General features: G+C 54.7%; 12 protein-coding genes, 1 tRNA gene and 1 pseudogene. 9 read left to right on the forward strand and 5 right to left on the reverse strand.

Features of this window, described 5'->3' with window-relative positions; all coding sequences use genetic code 11:
* Positions 1-53: 53 nt before the first annotated feature.
* Positions 54-671, forward strand: coding sequence for a trimeric intracellular cation channel family protein (locus ACLJR2_RS04915; RefSeq protein ID WP_000924334.1), 618 nt, complete (start codon positions 54-56; stop codon positions 669-671).
* On the opposite strand, the gene ligB is transcribed toward ACLJR2_RS04915, so the two are convergent.
* Entirely contained in the window at positions 668-2,353 is a 1,686-nt protein-coding gene (ligB, locus tag ACLJR2_RS04920) for an NAD-dependent DNA ligase LigB (protein WP_001241822.1), read from the reverse strand. The two genes, ACLJR2_RS04915 and ligB, sit on opposite strands and share 4 nt — an antisense overlap.
* Positions 2,354-2,609: 256 nt before the next feature.
* On the opposite strand from ligB, the gene gmk reads away from it, so the two are divergent.
* From gmk to recG, 5 genes are read left to right on the forward strand one after another with little or no spacing between them, the layout of a single operon-like run.
* Complete coding sequence (gene gmk, locus ACLJR2_RS04925; protein WP_000046966.1) at positions 2,610-3,233, forward strand: guanylate kinase; 624 nt, start codon at positions 2,610-2,612, stop codon at positions 3,231-3,233.
* 54 nt (positions 3,234-3,287) lie between these two features.
* Positions 3,288-3,563 carry a DNA-directed RNA polymerase subunit omega gene (gene rpoZ / locus ACLJR2_RS04930; RefSeq protein ID WP_000135058.1) on the forward strand — a complete coding sequence of 92 codons (276 nt, stop codon included), beginning with the start codon at positions 3,288-3,290 and terminating at the stop codon, positions 3,561-3,563.
* A gap of 18 nt (positions 3,564-3,581) precedes the next feature.
* Entirely contained in the window at positions 3,582-5,693 is a 2,112-nt protein-coding gene (spoT, locus tag ACLJR2_RS04935; RefSeq protein ID WP_000280481.1) for a bifunctional GTP diphosphokinase/guanosine-3',5'-bis pyrophosphate 3'-pyrophosphohydrolase, read from the forward strand.
* A 4-nt stretch (positions 5,694-5,697) separates the two neighbouring features.
* Complete coding sequence (gene trmH, locus ACLJR2_RS04940; protein WP_001068436.1) at positions 5,698-6,387, forward strand: tRNA (guanosine(18)-2'-O)-methyltransferase TrmH; 690 nt, start codon at positions 5,698-5,700, stop codon at positions 6,385-6,387.
* A 5-nt stretch (positions 6,388-6,392) separates the two neighbouring features.
* Positions 6,393-8,474, forward strand: coding sequence for an ATP-dependent DNA helicase RecG (gene recG / locus ACLJR2_RS04945; protein WP_000016748.1), 2,082 nt, complete (start codon positions 6,393-6,395; stop codon positions 8,472-8,474).
* 2 nt (positions 8,475-8,476) lie between these two features.
* Here recG and ACLJR2_RS04950 read toward each other — a convergent pair whose 3' ends face one another.
* Positions 8,477-9,328, reverse strand: coding sequence for a hypothetical protein (locus ACLJR2_RS04950; RefSeq protein ID WP_000745469.1), 852 nt, complete (start codon positions 9,326-9,328; stop codon positions 8,477-8,479).
* Between the two features lie 2 nt (positions 9,329-9,330).
* Complete coding sequence (gltS, locus tag ACLJR2_RS04955) at positions 9,331-10,536, reverse strand: sodium/glutamate symporter (protein WP_000462251.1); 1,206 nt, start codon at positions 10,534-10,536, stop codon at positions 9,331-9,333.
* A gap of 227 nt (positions 10,537-10,763) precedes the next feature.
* On the opposite strand from gltS, the gene xanP reads away from it, so the two are divergent.
* Together xanP and ACLJR2_RS04965 are read left to right on the forward strand one after the other, a co-directional pair.
* On the forward strand, positions 10,764-12,155 hold the full coding sequence (gene xanP, locus ACLJR2_RS04960; RefSeq protein ID WP_000115428.1) for a xanthine/proton symporter XanP: 1,392 nt from the start codon (positions 10,764-10,766) through the stop codon (positions 12,153-12,155).
* 120 nt (positions 12,156-12,275) lie between these two features.
* Entirely contained in the window at positions 12,276-13,985 is a 1,710-nt protein-coding gene (locus ACLJR2_RS04965) for an AsmA family protein (RefSeq protein WP_000766654.1), read from the forward strand.
* A gap of 101 nt (positions 13,986-14,086) precedes the next feature.
* On the opposite strand, the gene yicI is transcribed toward ACLJR2_RS04965, so the two are convergent.
* Positions 14,087-16,405, reverse strand: a complete 2,319-nt coding sequence (gene yicI / locus ACLJR2_RS04970; protein ID WP_000702983.1) for an alpha-xylosidase — start codon at positions 16,403-16,405, stop codon at positions 14,087-14,089.
* A gap of 11 nt (positions 16,406-16,416) precedes the next feature.
* A pseudogene (locus ACLJR2_RS04975) lies at positions 16,417-17,803 on the reverse strand (glycoside-pentoside-hexuronide family transporter).
* Between the two features lie 287 nt (positions 17,804-18,090).
* Here ACLJR2_RS04975 and ACLJR2_RS04980 point away from each other — a divergent pair.
* Positions 18,091-18,185 (forward strand) — tRNA-Sec (locus ACLJR2_RS04980).
* Positions 18,186-18,592 lie beyond the last annotated feature (407 nt).

The following is an 18,592-nucleotide window of genomic DNA, read 5'->3' on the forward strand; positions in this document are numbered from 1 at the left end:
TGATACAGCGCACAAATCGTTAATCTTCGCCCCCAGTAAATTAGGGGGAAATCATGCTGTTGCACGTTCTTTATTTAATTGGCATCACTGCCGAGGCCATGACGGGCGCACTCGCTGCGGGTCGTCGTCGCATGGATACATTCGGCGTAATTATTATTGCTACCGCCACCGCCATTGGTGGAGGCTCGGTTCGCGACATTCTGCTCGGTCACTATCCGCTGGGTTGGGTGAAGCATCCCGAATATGTCATTATTGTGGCGACTGCCGCTGTATTGACCACCATTGTTGCCCCCGTCATGCCCTATTTACGCAAGCTTTTCCTGGTACTTGACGCGCTGGGGTTGGTGGTTTTCTCTATTATTGGCGCTCAGATAGCCCTTGATATGGGCGAAGGGCCAATTATCGCCGTGGTGGCTGCCGTCACTACCGGCGTCTTTGGCGGCGTGCTCCGCGATATGTTCTGCAAACGCATTCCACTGGTGTTTCAAAAAGAGCTATATGCCGGCATTTCGTTCGCCTCGGCGGTGCTCTATATTGCGCTGCAACATTACGTCATGAATCCGGATGTCGTCGTTATCTCTACGCTACTGTTTGGCTTTACAGCAAGGTTATTAGCGCTACGTCTTAAACTTGGCCTGCCGGTATTTTATTACCGCCATGAAGGGCACTAAGACCCAAATCCGGGAATATGCTGAGCAGCCAGCCATCTGCTCAGCGCTTTGATCTGCAGATTATTCCGCCAGTCGATGACTCTCCCGGCACGACGCTCGCCCGTCGCTGGCAACTGCCGCCAGTGTTGCTCTGTTCGCATTAATAACTGCTCCCATGAACGATCGCCGCTGGCCTGTAATGCGGCCTGCGTTAAGGGGATATCCATCGCCATGATCCAGCGGGTAAACGGCTGCCGGCGCGCCAGGTTAAATTGCCGCCATATCTGCTCGCTTTTTCCTTTAGCAAAGCCTGGCGTGTTGGCTATTTGCGCTGACGTCAGGGCAAGCCAGGAGAAGATATGCTCAAAGCGATGCGTCTGATGCAAGGCCCGCCAGCTGGCTTCACCCATTCCGTCCAGACCCAACGCCGACCGTGACCCCAGCCATACCAGCCTGGAGATAAACTGTTCCTGACACGTTGCCGACGCGTAAAAGCAGGTCAGCGAGTTGAAATGGCTATCAGGCGGTACAGGTTTACTCCGCTCACGACTCCGCCAGACGACCTCATCAAGCCGGGGAATGCCTTGCCCCGCCAGACTCACCAGGATCTGATCGCCCGGCGCGATATCCCACGCTTCCCAACGTTTCACAGAACCGATATTGACCCGCTGAACCCGCTTATCATCCAATATAACGGGGACAAGCGACGCTACTACGGTAATTTTGCCGCTTTTCCCCACCGAGAACTGAATAGCGCTCACTTGCGCGACCTGCGCTACTGGCGGATATTTCCATGCTGCCAGCCAGTCGCCCTGCCCGGGTCGCCAGTATTGTGCCGCGGGCTCTTTAGCCATGCGTATCACTACGCCATCCGTCACAAAGGGCAACGCTGACGTCAGCCATGACTGGCGCGCCCGCTCGACCTCGCTGGCATCTTTTACCGCCAGGGAATATTTCTTCGTCAGACTGAATCCAGCCTTAGCAAGTTGGCTTAATCTTTCGGGCATATTTGCCGGACCGTCCGGCCACGCCCAAATAAAAATACCCAACGAATTTAGCGCGGAGGCGTTATCCTGGCGCATTAACATTCCTGCGACTTTCGAGCGCGCATTCATCCCGCCCATCCGTTGCTGGATATGCCCCTCGCGCTGTAGAAAGATTTCGCCCTGCAACACCGCGTTAGCTAGCGCGCCTTGTGTTGTCTGCGGTATAGAGGGGATCAGGCGAATTTTTGGCGTCCAGTCCTCGCCTTGTAGTCCGTTACCCCGGCTGATAGCCCTGGCCAGTTTACCGTTTTGATAAACCAGCGTTACCGCTACGCCATCCACTTTTGGTTGTATCCAAAGCTCGCTGCGCCCGCGCATCCACTGTTCTACCGCCTGCCGGTCCGCGAGTTTGCGTACGCCCGTATGCGCAACAGGATGCATTGTTGTACCGTTTAACGGCGGTGAAACCGGAGTAGATGAAACATCCTGACCAACACAGCGTTGCCACTGAACCAGCCTTGCGCTGAGTTGGTCGTACACACTATCGTCAACCGCGCTAACACCTTGTTTCCAGTAGATGTCATTCCAGTCAGCGAGCTGTTGCTGTAAACGGGCGATTTCTTCAGCGGCCCTTGCTGGCGGCCAGGCCGGGCAAAGCGCCCCACTCTGCGAATGCCACAATAAAATTCCCCACGCCATACTTTTCCATAATCTCATCACGACCTCCTGCGCACATTGCCCGGCAGGTATAGCGCTTTAGTGAATAAAAACTGACAGGTAAAAATGCATCATCCGAGCCGCTTTCCAGATTTTTTGGTGGGTTGCTGCAACGACGCGATAAAAGCGGAAAAAGGGACGCAAAATGCAATAATCTGGCGCAAAAAGTGTGACAAAGACTACGTCGCATAACGGCGATGTGTATAATAAGCCCGTATCAAGGCTCTATTTCGATAATCACAGACGTAAGATACTCATGGCTCAAGGTACGCTTTATATTGTTTCTGCCCCCAGTGGCGCGGGTAAATCCAGCCTGATTCAGGCTTTATTAAAAACCCAACCGTTGTATGACACTCAGGTTTCCGTTTCACATACCACGCGCGCGCCGCGTCCGGGTGAAGTGCACGGTGAGCACTATTTCTTTGTAAATCATGATGAGTTTAAAACCATGATTGGCAGGGAGGCGTTTCTGGAGCACGCGGAAGTGTTTGGCAATTACTACGGCACTTCGCGCGAAACCATTGAGCAAGTGCTGGCAACCGGCGTTGATGTTTTTCTGGATATCGACTGGCAGGGCGCCCAGCAAATTCGCGAAAAGATGCCGCAAGCACGCAGCATTTTTATTTTGCCGCCATCAAAGATCGAATTGGATCGCCGTTTACGCGGCCGCGGGCAAGATAGCGAAGAAGTCATTGCCAAACGAATGGCGCAAGCGGTTGCAGAAATGAGCCATTACGCCGAATATGATTATCTTATTGTGAATGACGACTTTGATACCGCGTTAAGCGACTTGAAAACCATCATTCGCGCTGAACGTCTGCGTATGAGCCGCCAAAAGCAGCGTCATGACGCTTTAATCAGCAAATTGTTGGCAGACTGAACCCACTTTCAGTATCATGCCCAGTCATTTCTTCACCTGTGGAGCATTTTAAGTATGGCACGCGTAACTGTTCAGGACGCTGTAGAGAAAATTGGTAACCGTTTTGACCTGGTACTGGTCGCCGCGCGTCGCGCTCGTCAGATGCAGGTAGGCGGAAAGGATCCGCTGGTACCGGAAGAAAACGATAAAACTACCGTTATCGCGCTGCGCGAAATCGAAGAAGGTCTGATTAACAACCAGATCCTTGACGTCCGCGAGCGCCAGGAACAGCAAGAGCAGGAAGCCGCTGAATTACAAGCCGTTACCGCTATTGCTGAAGGTCGTCGTTAATCACAAAGCGGGTCGCCCTTGTATCTGTTTGAAAGCCTGAATCAACTGATTCAAACCTACCTGCCGGAAGACCAGATTAAGCGTCTTCGGCAGGCGTATCTCGTTGCACGTGACGCTCACGAGGGCCAGACACGTTCAAGCGGTGAACCCTATATCACGCACCCGGTAGCGGTGGCCTGTATTCTGGCCGAGATGAAACTCGACTACGAAACGTTGATGGCCGCTCTGCTGCATGACGTGATTGAAGATACCCCCGCCACCTATCAGGACATGGAACAGCTTTTCGGTAAAAGCGTTGCCGAGCTGGTAGAGGGGGTGTCGAAACTTGATAAGCTCAAGTTCCGCGATAAGAAAGAGGCGCAGGCCGAAAACTTTCGCAAAATGATTATGGCGATGGTGCAGGATATCCGCGTCATTCTTATTAAGCTTGCTGACCGTACCCATAACATGCGCACGCTGGGCTCGTTACGCCCGGATAAACGTCGTCGTATTGCCCGTGAAACGCTGGAAATCTACAGTCCTCTGGCGCACCGTTTAGGTATTCATCACATCAAAACCGAGCTGGAAGAGCTGGGTTTTGAAGCGCTGTATCCCAATCGTTACCGCGTCATCAAAGAAGTGGTAAAAGCGGCGCGCGGCAACCGTAAGGAGATGATCCAAAAAATCCTCTCTGAAATCGAAGGACGTTTGCAAGAGGCGGGAATTCCGTGTCGCGTTAGCGGTCGCGAAAAACATCTTTACTCGATCTACTGCAAAATGGTGCTCAAAGAGCAGCGTTTTCACTCGATCATGGACATTTACGCTTTCCGCGTCATCGTTCATGACTCCGATACCTGCTATCGCGTACTCGGCCAGATGCACAGTCTCTATAAGCCGCGTCCGGGACGGGTGAAAGACTATATTGCCATTCCCAAAGCGAACGGCTATCAGTCTTTGCACACCTCAATGATCGGCCCGCACGGCGTTCCTGTTGAAGTCCAGATCCGTACCGAAGACATGGATCAGATGGCGGAAATGGGGGTCGCGGCGCACTGGGCGTATAAAGAACACGGTGAGACCAGCACCACGGCGCAGATCCGCGCCCAGCGCTGGATGCAGAGCCTGCTGGAGCTACAACAGAGCGCCGGTAGTTCGTTTGAATTTATCGAAAGCGTAAAATCCGATCTCTTCCCGGATGAGATTTACGTTTTCACCCCGGAAGGACGCATTGTCGAACTGCCCGCTGGCGCTACGCCGGTGGATTTTGCCTATGCAGTGCATACCGACATCGGCCACGCCTGCGTCGGCGCGCGTGTTGACCGGCAGCCTTATCCACTGTCGCAGCCGCTTAGCAGCGGTCAGACCGTCGAAATTATTACCGCGCCGGGCGCGCGTCCCAACGCCGCCTGGCTGAACTTTGTCGTCAGCTCTAAAGCGCGCGCTAAAATTCGTCAGTTGCTGAAAAACCTCAAACGTGATGACTCCGTAAGCCTGGGCCGTCGTCTGCTTAACCATGCCTTAGGCGGTAGTCGTAAGCTGGCGGAAATTCCGCAGGAAAATATTCAGCGCGAATTGGATCGTATGAAGCTGGCAACGCTTGACGATCTGCTGGCGGAAATCGGTCTCGGCAACGCGATGAGCGTAGTGGTCGCGAAAAATCTGCAGCAAGGCGAAGCCGTGGTGCCGACCGTTGCGCAATCGAATCACGGCCACCTGCCGATTAAAGGCGCGGATGGTGTGCTTATCACCTTTGCGAAGTGTTGTCGTCCGATCCCAGGCGACCCGATCATCGCTCACGTCAGCCCAGGTAAAGGACTGGTGATCCACCATGAATCCTGCCGTAATATCCGTGGATACCAGAAAGAGCCAGAGAAATTTATGGCGGTCGAATGGGACAAAGAGACGGAGCAGGAATTCATTACCGAAATCAAGGTGGAAATGTTTAACCATCAGGGCGCGCTGGCTAACCTGACGGCGGCGATTAATACCACCACCTCCAATATTCAAAGCCTGAATACTGAAGAGAAAGATGGTCGCGTCTATAGTACCTTTATTCGCCTTACCGCACGCGATCGCGTACATCTGGCGAATATCATGCGCAAAATCCGCGTGATGCCAGACGTCATTAAAGTCACCCGTAACCGAAACTAGCACTATGAATCCAAAACGTTATGCGCGTATATGCGAAATGCTCGCCAGGCGTCAGCCTGATCTCACGGTCTGCATGGAGCAAGTCCACAAACCTCATAACGTTTCTGCAATCATTCGTACCGCAGATGCCGTTGGTGTCCATGAAGTCCATGCCATCTGGCCTGGTAGCCGGATGCGCACCATGGCTTCCGCAGCGGCGGGCAGCAACAGTTGGGTACAGGTGAAAACTCACCGTACCATTGGCGATGCGGTAGCCCATTTGAAAGGACGGGGAATGCAGATTCTGGCAACCCATCTTTCTGATAAGGCCGTAGACTTTCGCGAGATTGATTACACGCGCCCGACCTGTATTCTGATGGGTCAGGAGAAAACCGGTATTACTCAGGAAGCATTAGACCTGGCGGATCGGGATATCATCATTCCGATGATCGGCATGGTACAGTCGCTGAATGTTTCCGTCGCCTCCGCGCTCATTCTTTATGAAGCCCAGCGCCAGCGACAGAACGCGGGCATGTATCTGCGTGAAAATAGCATGTTGCCGGAAGATGAACAGCAGCGCCTGCTGTTTGAGGGTGGTTATCCGGTGCTGGCGAAAGTCGCTAAACGTAAAGGTCTGCCTTATCCTCGCGTCAATCAGCAGGGCGAAATCGACGCCGATGCTGACTGGTGGGCGACGATGCAGGCGGCAGGGTAATCACCATGTCAGGCCGCTTGTTAGACGCTGTTCCGCTCAATTCCCTGACAGGCGTCGGCGCAGCGCAAAGCAGTAAACTGGCGAAAATTGGCCTGCATACCGTGCAGGACCTCCTGCTCCACCTCCCTCTGCGTTACGAAGACCGTACCCATCTCTACCCCATTGGCGAACTGCTGCCTGGCATCTACGCCACCGTTGAAGGTGAAGTGCTGAACTGCAATATCACTTTCGGCGGTCGTCGGATGATGACCTGCCAGATTAGCGACGGTTCCGGCATTCTTACCATGCGCTTTTTCAATTTTAACGCGGCGATGAAAAACAGCCTGGCGACGGGACGACGTGTGCTGGCCTACGGGGAAGCGAAGCGCGGCAAGTATGGCGCAGAGATGATCCATCCGGAATATCGCCTGCAGGGCGATCTCAGCACGCCGGAACTTCAGGAAACGCTCACCCCCGTCTATCCGACCACCGAGGGCGTGAAGCAAGCGACACTGCGCAAGCTTACCGATCAGGCGCTGGAGTTGCTCGACACCTGCGCCATTGCCGAACTACTGCCGCCGGAACTGGCGCAGGGTATGATGAGCCTGCCGGAGGCGCTACGTACCTTGCATCGCCCGCCGCCGACACTCCAGCTCGCCGATTTAGAAACCGGCAAACACCCGGCGCAGCGGCGGCTTATTCTTGAAGAGCTACTGGCGCATAACCTCAGTATGCTGGCGCTTCGCGCAGGCGCGCAGCGCTACCACGCTCAGCCGCTAAGTACCAACAACATATTGAAAGACAAGCTGCTGGCGTCGTTGCCGTTTAAACCCACCAGCGCGCAGGCGCGGGTGGTGGCAGAGATCGAACGTGATATGGCGCTGGATGTGCCGATGATGCGTCTGGTTCAGGGCGACGTCGGTTCAGGGAAAACGCTGGTTGCCGCCCTGGCGGCGCTACGCGCCATCGCTCATGGTAAGCAGGTGGCGCTGATGGCGCCGACCGAATTGCTGGCTGAACAGCACGCAAATAATTTCCGCAACTGGTTCGAACCGTTGGGCGTTGAAGTGGGTTGGCTGGCAGGTAAGCAAAAAGGTAAAGCGCGTCAGGCGCAGCAAGAGGCTATTGCCAGCGGTCAGGTGCAGATGATTGTCGGCACCCACGCTATCTTTCAGGAACAGGTGCAGTTTAACGGGCTGGCGCTGGTCATTATCGATGAGCAGCACCGCTTTGGCGTCCACCAGCGGCTGGCATTGTGGGAAAAAGGCCAACAACAGGGCTTTCATCCGCATCAGTTGATTATGACCGCAACGCCCATTCCGCGCACCCTGGCGATGACTGCCTACGCCGATCTCGATACCTCGGTGATTGACGAGCTACCGCCGGGCCGTACCCCTGTCACTACCGTTGCGATTCCGGATACCCGTCGCCATGAAATCATTGATCGTGTGCGCAACGCCTGCACAACCGAAGGCCGTCAGGCCTACTGGGTCTGTACGCTGATTGAAGAGTCCGACCTGCTGGAAGCGCAGGCGGCGGAAGCCACCTGGGAGGAGCTCAAGCTGGCGTTACCGGAGTTGAATATCGGCCTGGTACACGGCCGCATGAAGCCCGCCGAAAAACAGGCGGTGATGCAGGCCTTTAAGCAGGGTGAACTGCATCTGCTGGTCGCCACTACGGTGATTGAGGTGGGGGTCGATGTTCCTAACGCCAGCCTGATGATTATTGAAAACCCGGAGCGACTGGGCCTGGCGCAATTACACCAGCTCAGAGGACGCGTTGGCCGTGGCGCGGTCGCATCGCACTGCGTGCTGCTCTATAAATCGCCGTTGTCGAAAACGGCGCAGAAGCGTTTACAGGTATTGCGCGACAGCAACGACGGCTTTGTGATTGCACAAAAAGATTTAGAGATTCGCGGCCCGGGGGAATTACTGGGCACGCGCCAGACGGGTAATGCCGAATTTAAAGTAGCTGATTTGCTGCGCGATCAAGCCATGATCCCCGAAGTTCAGCGTATTGCCCGTCATATTCACGAACGTTATCCGCAGCAGGCACAAGCGCTGATTGAGCGCTGGATGCCGGAAACCGAACGTTATTCCAACGCCTAATCCTATTCGCCGCGCGACAGAGCCGACAGAAGATCCTCAATCTGGATAGCGATAACGTCCTGGGCTGCCAGGGCATCGCGCGAGATACGCGTTGCCATCGCACTCTCCGGCTCGTCCCGCAGCATTGCCGCCGCCTTCTGCACCCCGTCGAGGATCATCTCCGACGTTAACTGCCGGGTTAAAAACGCCAGATTATTTTCCAACCACGGTTCTTCCGTCGCACCTAATGGCGGTTGCCACTGCCACGAGCCTTCTGGCCAAAGCGGGTTAACCTCTACCGGATAAATTAAATGCGCGGCGTACTGCAACGCGCATACCGCTTTACCCGGCGTATCCAGTGACCACCACTGATTCCAGAGCGAACGGATAAACGGCGCAACGCCGCCGAGAACATTGAAGGTATCCAGCCAGGTCAGCGGAGAATTGAAACCGCGCTCGTGATTGATTCGCGCCAGCATGGTCTCCAGCAAAAAATGCCGTACCTGCTGGCGCTGAGCGGCATCCATCATTTCCCGCCAGAGATAAGGCCGCCGTAACGCGCGCAGGAAAGACTCCTCGAAGTGATCGCCATAGCCATGGGTTAACAGCGTTTCGCGCCAACAGGCAAGGCATAGAGGAAACAGATAACGAAACAATTCCGGCTGCATCGGCTCGTGGTAAACCAGATTCAGCACATAATAAACGCTCAGATGCCAATCGGTAATCTGCCGCCAGTCCGTCGCCGCCAGCGCCTGCAACTCAGCATCGGCATAGTCAAACTCCGCTTCCCATACGTTAAGAACCGGCGGCTCATCGCCAAAAATATGACGACAGCGTTCACGCAGGGTTTCAGGTTGACGGCAACGTTTTTTCATCTTTATCCGGCAAACATTGGCAGCATCAGGTACAGCTTGATCACCAACGCATTGACGATATCGATAAAGAACGCGCCGACCATCGGCACCACCAGGAACGCCATATGCGAGGGGCCAAAACGGTCGGTAATCGCCTGCATATTAGCAATGGCGGTCGGCGTTGCGCCAAGGCCAAAACCACAGTGACCCGCCGCCAGCACCGCCGCATCGTAGTTTTTCCCCATCATGCGCCAGGTGACGAAGATCGCGTACAGCGCCATGAAGATGGTCTGTACCACCAGAATCGCCAGCATCGGCAGCGCCAGCGACGCCAGTTCCCACAGCTTCAGGCTCATCAGCGCCATTGCCAGGAACAGTGACAAACTCACGTTCCCCAGTACCGAAACAGCACGCTCAAATACGCGATAAAAACCCACCAGCGCCAGGCCATTGCTGAGGATCACCCCAACAAATAGCACACAAACGAAGACCGGCAGTTCAAGCACCGTTCCCGCCAGTAGCTGCGCTACGATTTTGCCCACGGTCAGACAGATAGCAATCAGGGCGATAGTTTCGATTAGCACCAGAGAGGTGATCATACGGCCCACATCCGGCTTTTCAAAGGCTGTCGGCACGGCCTGATCGTCAGGCATTCCATCCGGCGTGGTGGAGTGTTTCACCAGATAACGCGCTACCGGGCCGCCAATCAACCCGCCCAGCACCAGGCCAAAGGTTGCACATGCCATCGCAACTTCGGTGGCATTGGCAAAACCATAACGTTCGACAAACAGTTTACTCCACGCCGCGCCGGTACCGTGTCCGCCGGACAGCGTAATTGACCCGGCAATCAGCCCCATTAACGGGTCCAGCCCCAACAGACTCGCCATGCCGATACCGATGGCATTCTGCATCAGCAGTAATCCGACCACGACTACCAGGAAGACGCCAACAACGCGTCCCCCCTTGCGCAGGCTGGCAAGGTTAGCGTTAAGGCCGATCGTCGCGAAAAACGCCAGCATCAACGGATCGCGCAGGGTCATATCAAAGTTGACCTCCCAACCGACGCTTTTTTTCAGCACAAGCAGAGCAACCGCGACCAGTAACCCCCCCGCCACCGGTTCCGGAATCGTATATTTCTTCAGTAAGGAGACAGACTGGACCAGCTTGCGACCCAGTAGCAGCACCAGCGTGGCGGCGACAAGGGTCGATAAGGTATCGAGTTCAAACATTTAAAGCTCCTGTAGTGCGCTGTGACATGTGCGCACAAATCATTTCCTGAGTCAGTTTTTTAGCTCTTTGCGAGTCTTCGGCATGGATTTTAAGCAGAAAAAGGCAAAAAGTTATATAAAAAGGTGCATTTATCTTTTTTAAATATTAAGAATATTCGCTAGCAATCGTTTGCTTTTACCATCTGGTCAGATAAAATCACCGCTTTTCCACCACGAGAATGTCCCTGATGTCCGTTAACGCCATCGAGCCGGCAGATGCGCAACCGGTTGCGCAGACGCAAAACAGCGAATTAATTTACCGTCTTGAAGATCGACCGCCGCTCCCTCAAACCCTTTTTGCCGCTTGTCAGCATCTGCTGGCTATGTTTGTCGCGGTAATCACGCCAGCGCTGTTAATCTGCCAGGCGTTGGGTTTACCGGCGCAGGATACGCAGCACATTATCAGCATGTCGCTGTTCGCCTCCGGCGTAGCCTCTATTATTCAAATCAAAGCGTGGGGGCCGGTAGGATCGGGGCTGTTATCCATCCAGGGAACCAGTTTTAACTTTGTCGCCCCGCTGATTATGGGCGGTACCGCGCTGAAAACCGGCGGCGCGGATGTCCCGACGATGATGGCGGCGCTGTTCGGCACGCTGATGCTGGCAAGCTGCACCGAGATGGTGCTTTCTCGCATTCTACATCTGGCGCGCCGGATTATCACGCCGTTAGTCTCCGGCGTCGTGGTGATGATTATTGGCCTGTCGCTGATTCAGGTGGGGCTAACCTCCATCGGCGGCGGCTATGCCGCCATGAGCGACAACACCTTTGGCGCACCGAAAAACCTGCTGCTGGCCGGCGTCGTCCTGGCCATTATTATCCTGCTGAATCGGCAGCGTAATCCCTACCTGCGCGTGGCTTCTTTGGTTATTGCCATGGCGGCTGGCTATCTTTTGGCCTGGTTTATGGGCATGTTGCCTGAGAATAACGCGCCGGTCTCACAGGACATCCTGATGGTGCCGACCCCGCTGTATTATGGTCTGGGCATTGACTGGAACCTGTTACTGCCGTTGATGCTGGTCTTTATGATTACGTCGCTGGAGACCATCGGCGACATCACCGCCACCTCTGATGTCTCCGAGCAGCCGGTATCCGGCCCCTTGTACATGAAACGGCTAAAGGGCGGCGTACTGGCTAACGGCCTGAACTCATTTGTTTCAGCGGTATTTAATACGTTCCCGAATTCCTGTTTCGGTCAGAACAACGGCGTAATTCAGTTGACTGGCGTCGCCAGTCGCTATGTGGGATTTGTCGTCGCGCTGATGCTGATTGTACTCGGCCTGTTCCCGGCGGTAAGCGGTTTTGTGCAGCATATCCCGGAACCGGTGCTCGGCGGCGCCACGTTGGTGATGTTCGGCACCATTGCCGCCTCCGGGGTGCGTATTGTCTCGCGTGAGCCGCTGAACCGCCGCGCGATTCTGATTATCGCCCTGTCGCTGGCCGTGGGTCTTGGCGTCTCGCAACAGCCGCAGATCCTGCAGTTCGCGCCGGAATGGGTGAAAAATCTGCTCTCATCCGGAATTGCCGCTGGCGGCATCACGGCTATCGTGCTGAACCTGATTCTCCCGCCGGAAAAACCGTAAAAACCCTGCGGCGGCGACACGATTCGCCGCTGCTGTAACGCTCTTTCACCATTCCTGTCTTGAGGATTGCACGCAAATCGTGCATAAATCCCCTATGTGCATTTCACGGGATGGAAGACCATGAAATTGATTGGGAGGTTGCTTCTCTACGTGCTGATCGCCTGTTTAGTGGTGATTTTCGGCTTTTATTTTCTGCTGCAAACGCGCTGGGGCGCAGATCATGTCAGCAACTGGATATCAGAGAACAGCGGTTATCACCTTACATTCGACGTGATGGATCATCGTTTTTCCGCCCCATCCCATCTTTTACTGGAGAATGTGACCTTTGGTCGTGATGGTCAGCCTGCTACCCTGGTCGCGAAAACCGTAGATATCGGTCTGAGCATTCGCCAGTTAACCGCGCCGCTGCATGTCGACACGATTCTGTTACAGGACGGCACGCTGAATATTTCAGTGCAAACCGCCCCTTTCCCGTTTGAGGCCGACCGCCTGCAACTTCGCAATATGGCGCTCAATAGTCCCGGCAGCGAATGGCGGTTGAGCGCCCAGCGCGTTAACGGCGGCGTTATGCCCTGGCGCCCCGAAGCCGGTCGGGTATTGGGCAATAAAGCCCAGATCCAACTGAGCGCTGGTTCGCTGACGTTAAACGACGTTCCCGCCACTAATGTGCTTATTGAAGGCAGTATCGACCATAATCAGGTGATGTTAAACACCGTCGGCGCCGATATGGCGCGCGGAGCGTTAACCGGCGTCGCCCGGCGTAACGCTGACGGTAGTTGGGTCGTTGAAAATCTGCGGCTGAATGATATTCGGTTACAAAGCGATAAATCCCTGAGCGAGTTTTTCGCGCCGCTTACTACGGTTCCATCTTTGCAGATTGGTCGTCTTGAAGTGACGGACTCCAGCCTGCAAGGACCAGACTGGGCAGTCACCGATCTTGACCTGAGTTTGCGCAATCTGACTCTGCGCAAAGAAGACTGGCAAAGTCAGGAAGGTAAATTATCGATGAACGCCAGCGAGTTTATTTACGGCTCGCTGCACTTGCTCGATCCAATCCTGAACGCCGAATTTTCACCACAGGGCGTTGCGCTACGCCAGTTCACTACCCGCTGGGAAGGCGGTATGGTCAGAACTTCCGGCGCCTGGTTACGCGAAGGCAAAGCGCTTATTCTGGACGATACCGCTATCGCCGGGCTGGAGTATACGCTGCCGGAAAACTGGAAGCAGTTATGGATGAAGCCGCTGCCCGACTGGTTGAACAGCCTGACGCTGAAAAAATTCAGCGCCAGCCGCAATCTGGTGATTGATATCGACCCGGCCTTCCCGTGGCAAATCACCGCTCTGGACGGCTACGGCGCAAACCTGGAGCTGGTACAACATCATCAATGGGGCGTCTGGAGCGGCAATGCGACCCTCAACGCCGCAGCGGCAACCTTTAACCGTGTGGACGTGCGCCGCCCGTCGCTGTCGTTGACGGCTAATGCCAGCACGGTCAACATCAGCGATCTGAGCGCGTTTACTGGAAAAGGGATACTGGAAGCCACTGCCAGCGTATCGCAACTGCCGCAGCGTCAGACGCAAATCAGCCTGAACGGACGCGGCGTACCAATGGATGTGCTACAGCAGTGGGGCTGGCCGGCATTACCGATTGCTGGCGATGGCAATATTCAGCTCACGGCCAGCGGCAATATTCAGGCCGATGCGCCGTTGAAACCGACGGTAAACGGGCAATTACACGCGGTCAACGCACAAAAGCAGCAGATAACGCAGACGATGCAAGCGGGCGTGGTGTCCGGCGGGGAAGTTACGTCAACGGAGCCAGCGCTGTAATTGAGGGCTTGCCCGGTGGCGGTGGCGCTTACCGGGCTTACGGTTCTTGCTCATTTGTAGGCCGGATGGCGCAGCTCACGGCGCCATCCGGCGATTCAGATTTAAAGCGTAATTACCACTTCATTTCCCTGCGGGGTGACCACTACGCCCAGTTCACTTCCCGCATATGAACCGCATTTGGTACCGCTAATCTGCGTAATATTACGCAGACACAGCGTCCAGTTGCGCGCCTCGCCTTCGCCGCTCACCGTAATGGTATTGCCTGTGCGTTTCGCCTGCAGCGTAAAGATTGTCGAACCATCCGTAGCAGGGACTTCGCAGACCGCTTCGCAGCCGTCATCCAGATGGAATAACTGGAAGGCCGTACCCTCATGCCAGGCGTAATCGGGCTTCTGGCTATTGTTGCCCAGCGCCAGTAGTGTATTGTCACGCACGTACACTGGCAGACTCAGGAAGTCATGTTGCTGTTTATGCCAGCGGCTGCCCTGCACTTCATCGTTGCGCCACAGGTGCGTCCAGCGGCCTTCTGGCAGATAGAACTCCACGTCGCCCGCTTCACTAAATACCGGCGCTACCATGACCGCATCTCCCAGCATGTACTGGCGATCAAGATAATCACACGCCGGATCGTCCGGGAACTCCAGCATCATCGCCCGCATCATTGGCGTACCGGCTTCGTTGGCACGCGCCGCTTCCCGATACAGATATGGCATCATCCGGCACTTCTGTTCGGTGAAGAAGCGCACCACGTCACAGGACTCGTCGTCATAGGCCCACGGAACCCGGTAGGATTTGCTACCGTGCAGGCGGCTGTGGCTGGAGAGCAAGCCGAATGCGCACCAACGCTTGTAGACATGCGCCGGCGCGGTATTCTCGAATCCGCCAATATCATGACTCCAGAAGCCAAACCCTGACAGGCCGATGGACAGCCCGCCGCGCAGGCTTTCCGCCATCGATTCGTAGTTGGCGTAGCAGTCGCCGCCCCAGTGCACCGGGAACTGTTGCGCGCCCACCGAGGCGGAACGGGCGAACAGCACCGCCTCTTCAACGCCGACGGTCTCTTTCAGCACGTTCCACACCAGTTCGTTGTAGATGTAGGCATAATGGTTGTGCATTTTCTGTGGTTCTGAACCATCAAACCACTGCACATCCGTTGGAATGCGTTCGCCGAAGTCAGTTTTGAAGCAGTCCACTCCCATCTCCACCAGGCCCTTCAGCTTGTCGGCATACCATTCGCAGGCTTGCGGGTTGGTGAAGTCGTAAATCGCCAGTCCCGGCTGCCATTTATCCCACTGCCACAAGGAGCCGTCCGGGCGTTTTAGCAAATATCCTTTCTCTTTCAGCTCCTGGAAGACCGGGGATTTCTGGCCGATGTAGGGGTTAATCCACACGCAGACTTTCAGCCCTTTCGCTTTCAGGCGGCGAATCATCCCTTTCGGATCGGGGAAAGTCACCGGGTCCCATTCAAAATCGCACCACTGAAAAGCTTTCATCCAGAAACAGTCGAAGTGGAAGACGTGCAGCGGCAGATTGCGCTCGGCCATACCGTCGATAAAACTGTTAACGGTCGCTTCGTCGTAGTTGGTGGTGAATGAGGTGGTCAGCCACAGGCCAAACGACCAGGCGGGCGGCAGCGCCGGACGACCCGTAAATTGGGTATAGCGGTTCAGCACGTCTTTCGGGGGCGGGCCGTCGATGACGAAGTATTCCAGATACTCGCTCTCGACGCTGAACTGAACTTTGGAGACTTTCTCGGAGCCAATTTCAAACGACACGCACTGCGGATGATTCACCAGCACACCGTAGCCACGGTTGGTGATATAGAACGGGATATTCTTGTACGATTGCTCGGTGCTGGTGCCGCCGTCGCGGTTCCAGGTCTCCACCGTCTGACCGTTACGCACCAGCGCGGTAAAGCGCTCGCCAAGCCCGTAGACGGTTTCGCCCACGCCGAGATCCAGACGCTCGAACATGTAGTTGCGCCCGCTATTGGTGTCCTGCACATAGCCGTTATTTTTCAACTGACTACCGGTGATACGTACACCGTTACGCAGAAAATCCAGTGACCAGATCTCGCCTTTGGTGACGCGCACGCTCAGGCTGCCGCTCTTGAGTTCGGCAAATTCGGCGTTGTTCCGCATCTCCACGTTGATATCTTGCAAGACATTGAGCGGATAATGTGGGCCGTTATCCAAAGCGCCCTGGAAGTGTTCCATCCGTACACCTATCACTCCTTCCTGCGGCGAGAAAAAGCGTAGGTTAAACAACGGGGTATCCAGTTGCCAGGTTCGTTCGCGGACATCGCGCGGCGCGGCATAGATCACCATCTCATTCCCGTGCTGTTCAACGTCGAACACCTGAACCGGGTGAATCAAATTAAGGCCAGGCTGGATCAGCCAGTTTCCGTCGCTAATTTTCATAGTCTGTTCCTTTAGTTTTGCAATTCTTTATGGGTAAATTCTTGTTCGTTGCGGTGTGCGCCCTGCGCCAGTTGTTCCAGAATGGTTTTCAGGAACGGGCTTTTCAGGGTGTAGTAGCGTTTAGCGATCGCGGCGCTCAGCAGATAACAGATGGCCGGAACGATAGTGAACAGAGCGATGATGATGCTGATCGTGGCGCTGTTTTGCGTTTTCGCCGCCGCGTCGTAACCGCCGCCTGCCAGCATCCAGCCAATCAGCGCCCCGCCGAGGGCAAGACCCAGTTTCAGCACGAACAACGTGCCGGCAAAACTGATCCCCGTCAGGCGTTTGCCGTTACACCATTCGCCGTAGTCGACGGTGTCAGACATCATCACCCACTGGATAGGCGTGACTAACTGGTGCAATACGCCAATCACAAAGATAAAGACGAACATAGCGATCGTGGCGTGCATCGGTACGAAGAACATCGCCACGCTGATTACTGCGAGTAAAGCATTGGTCCACCAGAAAACGCTCACTTTGCATTTCCAGTCGGTCAACGGTTTTGCCAGCGCCGAGCCAATCAGGTTGCCGACGCAATAGGTGGTGAGGAAGGCGACAAACACGCCCGGTTTGCCCAATATCCAGGTGACGTAATACATCATCGCCCCGCCGCGCACGCATACCGCCAGAATATTCAGGATGGTGAGCAGGCCGACTATGCGCCACTGGTCGTTGTGCCAGATATCACGCAGGTCTTCACGCATGGAGGTATGGGTGGCAGGCGCTTCAACGCGCTCTTTGGTGGTAAAGAAGCAGAACGCCAGCATCAGGAACGCCACCACCGAGAGCGCCGCGATACCCCCCTGGAAGCCCAGCGCCTTATTCTCGCCGCCAATCAGTTTCACCAGAGGCATCATCAGTACGGTAGAAAGCATTCCGCCCGCCGTTGCCAGCACAAAGCGCCAGGATTGCAGGGAGATACGCTGCGTTGGGTCATTGGTTATTTATTACACCCCCCAACGCGCAGTAAGGGATGTTGACCACAGTGTACAGAAGGGTGAGCAACGTGTAGGTGATGGCGGCATAAATCATTTTGCCGTTCAGACTGAGATCCGGCGTGCTATAAGCCAGCACACAAACGATACCAAACGGCAACGCGCCAAACAGCACCCAGGGTCGGAATTTGCCCCAGCGAGAGCGGGTACGGTCGGCCAGCAGGCCCATGCAAGGATCGGAGATGGCATCAAGCGCACGCGCCAGTAAAAACATGGTGCCGACAAAACCAGCGGGAATGCCGAAAATATCGGTATAGAAGAACATCATATATAACATGACGTTATCAAAGATGATATGGCTCGCGGCATCGCCCATACCATAGCCAATCTTCTCCTTAACGGAGAGAATCTCACTTTTCATTACGCATCCTTAACGCTCACAACGCTCACTGATACCGGTTACAGTTTTTGTAAACCTTCCCTGCGAGCGTGAATATTCCGTTATTTGGTTATCAAATTACGATTCTTGTTTTCTGTGATCAGGGTAGCGCCAAAAAGTGTGATGAAATGTAACTAATGGATTTTATGGGGGTTTATATGAAACCGATCATGGCAGAAGGAAAGGGAAGTTAAAAAAGCACGGGAGGGGATGTGGAAACGTCAGGAAGTAGCTATAATGCGCGCGCCTCCATGTAGCAATCAAGGCGCGGAAGATCGTCGTCTCCGGTGAGGCGGCTGGACTTCAAATCCAGTTGGGGCCGCCAGCGGTCCCGGGCAGGTTCGACTCCTGTGATCTTCCGCCAACATCCTTCTCTCATGCCCACCATTCGTCCTCTATTTCGGGACAAAGTATTTGCTTATTATTAAGACTAGTTCTTGCATATAATACGAAAGGAAAGGTGGATAGAGAAAGTGGAATATTATTTTATTAATCACCATTTACCGATTGCTAAAACCGAACGTCCATTTATTGTGGGATATCGTCTGCAAAGAAGGGATAAAAGTACGCCAGGACTAACGCGGGCGGGACTTAACTAATCACCAAACGAACTTGTGGGTCATACTTACAGGCTCATCCTTTCTCAAAAGAGATACGCTTACCAGGCCAAAAGGGAGTGTTAGAAATTCTGTGTCATTCCAGTAATATACAATCAAAAAGGAATGACACATGTCCCAGCCCTTCGATTTCGATAAAGCGCTTAAGGCACTC

The sequence above is a fragment of the Salmonella sp. SAL03688 genome (assembly GCF_046551895.1).
Classification (GTDB): domain Bacteria; phylum Pseudomonadota; class Gammaproteobacteria; order Enterobacterales; family Enterobacteriaceae; genus Salmonella; species Salmonella enterica.

Bases quoted from the DNA above. Each gene is read 5' to 3' on its own strand.
- ACLJR2_RS04915 (WP_000924334.1), top strand. From the start codon at position 54: ATGCTGTTGCACGTTCTTTATTTAATTGGCATCACTGCCGAGGCCATG.
- rpoZ (WP_000135058.1), top strand. From the start codon at position 3,288: ATGGCACGCGTAACTGTTCAGGACGCTGTAGAGAAAATTGGTAACCGT.
- gltS (WP_000462251.1), bottom strand. From the start codon at position 10,536: ATGTTTGAACTCGATACCTTATCGACCCTTGTCGCCGCCACGCTGGTG.
- trmH (WP_001068436.1), top strand. From the start codon at position 5,698: ATGAATCCAAAACGTTATGCGCGTATATGCGAAATGCTCGCCAGGCGT.
- ACLJR2_RS04950 (WP_000745469.1), bottom strand. From the start codon at position 9,328: ATGAAAAAACGTTGCCGTCAACCTGAAACCCTGCGTGAACGCTGTCGT.
- recG (WP_000016748.1), top strand. From the start codon at position 6,393: ATGTCAGGCCGCTTGTTAGACGCTGTTCCGCTCAATTCCCTGACAGGC.
- gmk (WP_000046966.1), top strand. From the start codon at position 2,610: ATGGCTCAAGGTACGCTTTATATTGTTTCTGCCCCCAGTGGCGCGGGT.
- yicI (WP_000702983.1), bottom strand. From the start codon at position 16,405: ATGAAAATTAGCGACGGAAACTGGCTGATCCAGCCTGGCCTTAATTTG.
- ACLJR2_RS04965 (WP_000766654.1), top strand. From the start codon at position 12,276: ATGAAATTGATTGGGAGGTTGCTTCTCTACGTGCTGATCGCCTGTTTA.
- xanP (WP_000115428.1), top strand. From the start codon at position 10,764: ATGTCCGTTAACGCCATCGAGCCGGCAGATGCGCAACCGGTTGCGCAG.
- ligB (WP_001241822.1), bottom strand. From the start codon at position 2,353: ATGAGATTATGGAAAAGTATGGCGTGGGGAATTTTATTGTGGCATTCG.